4 protein-coding genes are annotated in these 5,918 nt (G+C 64.3%); 3 read left to right on the top strand and 1 reads right to left on the bottom strand.

Annotated elements, in window-relative coordinates; genetic code table 11:
* Positions 1–812 precede the first annotated feature (812 nt).
* Complete coding sequence (locus ENZ74_RS18740) at positions 813–1,700, bottom strand: D-alanyl-D-alanine carboxypeptidase family protein (RefSeq protein WP_063169763.1); 888 nt, start codon at positions 1,698–1,700, stop codon at positions 813–815.
* 216 nt (positions 1,701–1,916) lie between these two features.
* On the opposite strand from ENZ74_RS18740, the gene ENZ74_RS18735 reads away from it, so the two are divergent.
* The 3 genes from ENZ74_RS18735 (at position 1,917) to ENZ74_RS18725 (ending at position 5,678) form a co-directional block, all read left to right on the top strand.
* Positions 1,917–3,731 (top strand): hypothetical protein, encoded by a 1,815-nt coding sequence (locus tag ENZ74_RS18735; RefSeq protein WP_063169762.1) that lies wholly within the window; start codon positions 1,917–1,919, stop codon positions 3,729–3,731.
* 115 nt (positions 3,732–3,846) lie between these two features.
* A complete protein-coding gene (locus tag ENZ74_RS18730) occupies positions 3,847–4,947 on the top strand; it encodes a hypothetical protein (protein ID WP_063170433.1) in 1,101 nt (366 codons plus the stop codon).
* A 110-nt stretch (positions 4,948–5,057) separates the two neighbouring features.
* Positions 5,058–5,678 (top strand): nucleoside triphosphate hydrolase, encoded by a 621-nt coding sequence (locus tag ENZ74_RS18725; protein WP_063169761.1) that lies wholly within the window; start codon positions 5,058–5,060, stop codon positions 5,676–5,678.
* The last annotated feature ends 240 nt before the right edge of the window (positions 5,679–5,918 follow it).

Genomic DNA, 5,918 nt, shown 5'->3' with positions numbered 1-5,918 from the left:
GTGTTCGTCCGATACCGGATCGGCCTCCAGCTCACCGACGATCGGCGCCTCGAAATACTCGCCGCCGTCATCGTTCTGATTGTCTGCCGCCTGTTCGGACGTTTTGGGGACGGTGCTCATGGTGGGCTCCTGAGGGTGCTGGGCGACGATAGACAGAGGTGGCGGCGCATAGCCAGCGCCGGGCACGGATTTCGCAGGCCGGACAAGTGTTTTTGATCGGAGAGGCGATGTGGCTGACGGCGGCTCGCCCCTCAGGGAGGGTGGAGACGTTCGAAATTGGCCGGAGCGGGAAGAACTTGCCCGATGTTTGCGCCAATCACCCCCCTCTGTCCTGCCGGACATCTCCCCCTCAAGGGGGGAGATTGGCTGTTGTCCCGGCTTTCGCCAATTTCCACCGTCACAGGAGTGAGCGGAGCGCCGAAGCTGCCAATCTCCCCCCTTGCGGGGGTTGAGGAGCGGTCCGCGCAGCGGGCGGAAAGCCAATTGCTTGGCTTTCCGAGCGACGAACATCCGGCAGGACAGAGGAGGGCGCTGTCCCGCCAACGTGCACAAGGTTCTGCAGGGCGGCGGGCAACAAAAAACCCGCCTTGCGGGCGGGTCACGTTTCCAGTCGATCAATTGGCGCGACTCAGCACCATACCGAAAATAGTAGCATAGCTGCCCTCAGGGTCAAGAAAAAATTCCTATCGATATCCATCCCCGCGCAGCCAAGCGCGATGCTTGCTACCGGCAGCTCGCCCTTCGCAGGCTCAGGGCGTTCGTCGTTCAAAAAGCCAAGCAATTGGCTTTTTGTCCGCTACGCGGACCACTCCTCACTGTTCCGCGAACATCAGCCTGGTCTTGGCGCCGTCCGTGGTCGGCGACAGGCTGCGCTGGATCAGCGCTTCGACATGGTCGTTGCGCTGGCGGGCTGAGTCGGCGCCCATCACCACGACGATCAAATTGCGGCCGTCGGCATTGTAGGAGGTGACGATGTTGAAGCCGGACGCCCTGATGTAGCCGGTCTTGATGCCGTCGACGCCGCGCACGCGGCCGAGCATGTCGTTGTGGCCGCGCACCAGCCGGCCGCGGAACATGAAGTCGCTTTCGGAGAAATAGTGGAACTGCTGGGGAAAGCGCTGATGCAGCGCCATGCCGAGCACCGCCATGTCGCGCGCCGTCGTCATCTGGCCATCGTCGGGCAGGCCCGACGCGTTGCGGAAGGTCGTGCTGGTCATGCCGAGCTGGCGCGCCTTGGATGTCATCATGGCGGCGAACTGATCCTCCGAGCCGCCGAGATATTCGCCGACCGCCACCGCCACGTCATTGGCCGATTTGACGACGATGGCGCGGATCGCGGAATCGACGTCGATGCTCTCGCCGCGCCGGAAGCGCATCTTGGTCGGCGGCTGCGAGGCGGCATGGTCCGACACCGGGATCTGCGTCTGCTTGCTGACGCGGCCGGACTCCAGCGCCTCGAACAAAAGATACAGCGTCATCATCTTGGTCAGCGAGGCGGGGTAGCGCTGCGCCGTCGAGCTGACCTCGAACAGCTGCTTGCCGGTCCTGGCGTCAACCACGATGGCCGCATATTTCTGCGCCGGCGCGGGCACGGCCAGCACGCTGTCGGGCGGCGTCGTGGCGCAGCCGGCCAGCAGCACCAGCAGGGCTAGTGCCGCAAAAACTCTCTGGATGAGCGGAAAGGGACGCAGGTAGGACAAGGGCTGGACTGTTCTGGGTCGGCTGTTGCTGAGATGAGACGACGCTAACGTAACGCGGCTGTTGCGTCCATTTGGTTAATGCCGGTTAGCCCCAGGATTGTCGAGCCTCGCAAGCTTGGCATCCGCCCCGAAAACGCCGGTTTTCCCGTGTCTTTGCTTGCCAAGGCCGCGTTTCCCGTGGGAAGGGGCGTGGTATCGAGGGCTTGGGGGCTTGGCATGACGAACATCGGGGCCGGGGGCGCTGCGCCCTCGCTTATCAGGGCATCACTCAGCCGCACCGGCAAATGGGCTGGCAGCGTCGCCTTTGTCGGGGGTGCCGTATCCGACATCCTCAATCCGCTGGCGCCGTTCGCCGCCTATATCGCGCTGGTCGCCGCGGTGGCCGCAATCATCATCGCCATTGCCATCGTGCTCCGGCTGGTGCTGGCGGCCAAGGCGCTGCCGGCCTTGATCTTCGCCACCAGTGCGGCGGCCGTCGCCGGCGGCGTCTACGGCCTGCAGCAGCAGACCAACGCCCAGCATGGGGTGATCGCCAGCCTGGTGCCGGCCATTGCCGGGCTGCAGCAGTCGATGGGCATCGTTACCGAGAAAGTTGCGAAGATCGAGCAGACCGTCACGCAGACGCAAAAGACGGTCGACGCGGTCAAGCAGTCGACCGACACGGCGGCGAAAAAGACCGACGAGATCGCGTCCGTCCAGCAGCAGCAGACTGAGCAGACGGCGGAAGTGCAGAAGACCACCGACGAGGTGAAGAAGGAGACCGAGACGCTGGTCGCCGGCCAGGCGCAGCAGCAGGCCCAGACCGAGAAGCTGCAGGCGACGACGCAGCAGATCGCCGCCTCGATCGACATCATCGCCAAGGGCTTTGCCGCCCTTGCCGCGCAGGGCGGGGCGATCGCCGAGCCGAAGCGGCCGGACGAGTTCTACCACAATGCCCGCGTCTACGAGTTGTCCGGCGACATGCTGAATGCGCGGCGCTCCTACCTCGCCTTTGCCGGCTTCGACGTCGACGCCATCGATCCCTACACGCGCTTTGCCGCGCTGCTTCGGGTGCAGGACGGCAAGGCCGGCGCGCGCGAGGTGTTCGGCGCGCTTGCCGACAAGGGCAAGGCGCTGTCGATCAAGCTGGTGCATATCCAGCAGTTCGACGACGCCCAGCGCCTCGACAAGCTCAACGTCTTCATATCAGCCAATCCAGATTTCGCGCCGGCCTATTTCCTGTTGGCGCAGGAGTTTTCCGAAGACCGCCTCGGCGCCCAGACGCTGGCCGACAAGCGCAACGAGGCCAAGGCGCTGACCAAGTTCACGTCCTACGAAAAGGATGGCGGGTTGCTCAAATATTTCGTCGACCAGACGCAGTTGGCCGACTGGCTGGACCGCAGCCGCAGCCGGCTGGCGGCGCTTGGCGACGTGCTCGACCCCGCCCGCTTCGTGCCTTCGCTGACGCCGATGCGCTCCAACCAGGGCTGGTCGATGACCATCTCGCTGCCCGAGCCGGCGACCGCCATCTCCTGGCGCATGGGCGACAGCGGTCCTTTCACCGACACCGGTTTCCTGGCCATGAACGACCAGACCACCGGCAAGCCGATGGCCAATCCGAGCTTCGAGATACCCGACAGCACCGTGGCGGGGATCATTGCGATCAAATATCTCGACATCAGGGGCCGCGAGACCGGCCCGTTCGACATCCGCTTCGACCCCGAGACAGCGCTTCAGCAAGGCAACAAGCAGATCCTCGACCAGTTCTGGACCTCGTGGATCGCCTTCGATGCCAGCGGCAACCACGGCCTGGTCTATTTCACCCAGATGCTGTCCTACCGCTGCGCCATCAAACAGGTGCATTACAGCCTGAACGGCGCGGCCCTCGACAAGGAGATCAAGATGCCGCCTTGCGACAAGAAGGACCCCTACGCCATCCCCTACGATTACCAGCCCTATTTCAAGGTCGCCGACAGCGTGAAATCGATGTCGGTGCAGGTTACCTACACCGACGACACCAAGTCGCCGGTGCGGGAATACAAGCGACAGTAGCTCACCCTCCCCTTGTGGGGAAGGTGAAGGTGCGCGATGCAAAATGCCTGTCGCGGCGCTTGCGCAACCGCCGCCGAACGGTTCAGTTTGCGCCTTCAGAATCGGTGACAGCGCAATGACCATCCACACCATCAAGGCCAGAGGCATTTCGGTTTCGCTCGACCTCACGGTCGGCCACATCGCCGACATGGTCGTCGAGGCTGGCGGGCGGCAGCTGAAGCCGCTGCATCGCGCGCCCTGGGTCGATGCGAACGAGACGCTGCCGAAAGACCTGCCGGAAGGCACGGTTCGGCTGTCCGGCGATTTCCTCTGCGCGCCGTTTTCGCGCAGCGATGTCGAGGAAGCGCCGCTGCATGGCTGGACGGCCAACAGCGCCTGGGATGTCGTCGAAAGTGTCGCGACCGACGATGGCTGGCGCGCCGTCTATCGCCTGCGGCACGAGGTGATGGGCGCTTCGGTCGACAAGATCCTGACGCTGCGCGACGGCCATCCCTTCCTCTACCAGGAGCATGTATTTTCCGGCGGCAATGGTGCGATCTCGGTCGCCCATCACCCGATGACGGCCATGACCGGCGGCGGCAGGCTGGCCTTTTCGCCGAAGCGTTTTGCCGCGACGCTGGACGATCCGCTGGAGCCCGATCCCGCACGCGGCCGCTTCATGCTCGCCTATCCGGCGCGCTCCGCCGATCTCGGCCATTTTCCCGCCGCCGGCGGCGGCACGCTCGACCTGACGGAATACCGCATGGATGACCGCCGCGAGGATTTCATCACGCTGGTCGAAGCCGACCATGGCGGGCCGGGATGGACCGCGCTTGCACGACAGGCCGAGGACGATCTGGTGCTGGTGCTGAAGAACCCGGCCGAACTGCCAATCACCATGCTGTGGTTCAGCAATGGCGGGCGCGACTACGCCCCATGGAGCGGCCGCCACCTTGGCGTGCTCGGCATCGAGGATGGCCGCGCTGCCGTCGGCCATGCCGCCTCGATCGGCGACAACTGGCTGAAGCGCGAAGGGGTGGCGACCGCTTTTGCGCTGGGCGAAGGCCAAAGCGTGTCTTTTCGCCACGTCATCGGCGTCCTGCCGCTGTCGGGCGGCGAGCCGCCGCGGGACGTCACGACGGCGGATGGCCGCATGCGGCTGCATGCCGGCGGTTCGACGCGGGAGGTTCCCTTCGACAGCGATTTCCTGCGCATCGGCCAGCCGCTGGCCTCGTAGGTGTGATTGCGCGGCCGCAGGGTTTGAAATTTCCGTGAACTGTCGCCAAGATGTGGCCGAAATCATCATGCGGAACATGGTGGATCTGAAGCTCTGCCAGAGAGGCTCTCATGTCCGAAATCGCCCATCTCGCCGCCACCATCTTCAAACGCGCCGGCAAGGCAAACCGCTTCATCGTCGCCATTGCCGGTCCACCGGGCGCCGGCAAGTCGACGCTGTCGGCAAGGCTGCATGAACTGCTGCCCGAAGGGGCAGCGGAGGTCGTACCGATGGACGGCTTCCACTATGACGACGCCGTGCTCGAGCGGCGCGGTCTGCGCGCGCGCAAGGGCGCGCCGGAAACCTTCGACTTTGCCGGTTTTGAGGCCTTGCTGAAGCGTATCCGTGCCGGTGAACCCGACATCGCCATTCCGGTCTTCGACCGCAACATGGAACTGTCGCGCGCCGCAGCCTCGATCGTCGCCACAGAAACCAAGTTCATCCTGGTCGAAGGCAATTACCTGCTGCTCGACGAAGAGCCGTGGTCGCGGCTGGCGCCGCTGTTCGATTTCTCGATCTTCGTCGACGTGCCGCGCAACGAGCTCGAGCGCCGCCTGATGGAGCGCTGGCACGAGCATGGCCGCTCCGATGAAGATGCGCGCGCCTGGATCGCTTCCAACGACCTGCCCAACATCGAGCGCGTGCTCGCGCGGCGCAGTGCCGCCGATCTGGTGATCGGCCTTTCCGCTTGATTCGACGGATTGTGCAAGGGGAACTTTAAGACTTTCAGGCCGTTATCCCGACACGACAATTGTGCCAAAAGAGGGATTCGGTCCAATGGCAACCAAGGCAAAAAAGCCTGCGCCCGCCAAGGGCAAGGCGACCCAATCCAAAACCGGCGCCGGCCCGGCAATGACAGGCCGTTCGAAGGACGCCAAGCCGGCTTTCGGCAAGGCAGCGCCGAAGAAAGTGGTGCCGGCCGCAGCGAAAGC

The sequence above is a fragment of the Mesorhizobium sp. M7A.F.Ca.CA.002.15.2.1 genome (genome assembly GCF_003998715.1).
Taxonomy (GTDB): Bacteria; Pseudomonadota; Alphaproteobacteria; order Rhizobiales; family Rhizobiaceae; genus Mesorhizobium; species Mesorhizobium ciceri.
This window is presented reverse-complemented; position numbering and strand designations above follow the sequence as displayed.

What these genes read in the sequence shown, in the direction of transcription:
- ENZ74_RS18735 (WP_063169762.1), top strand. Translation starts at nt 1,917, where the DNA reads ATGACGAACATCGGGGCCGGGGGCGCTGCGCCCTCGCTTATCAGGGCA.
- ENZ74_RS18725 (WP_063169761.1), top strand. Translation starts at nt 5,058, where the DNA reads ATGTCCGAAATCGCCCATCTCGCCGCCACCATCTTCAAACGCGCCGGC.
- ENZ74_RS18730 (WP_063170433.1), top strand. Translation starts at nt 3,847, where the DNA reads ATGACCATCCACACCATCAAGGCCAGAGGCATTTCGGTTTCGCTCGAC.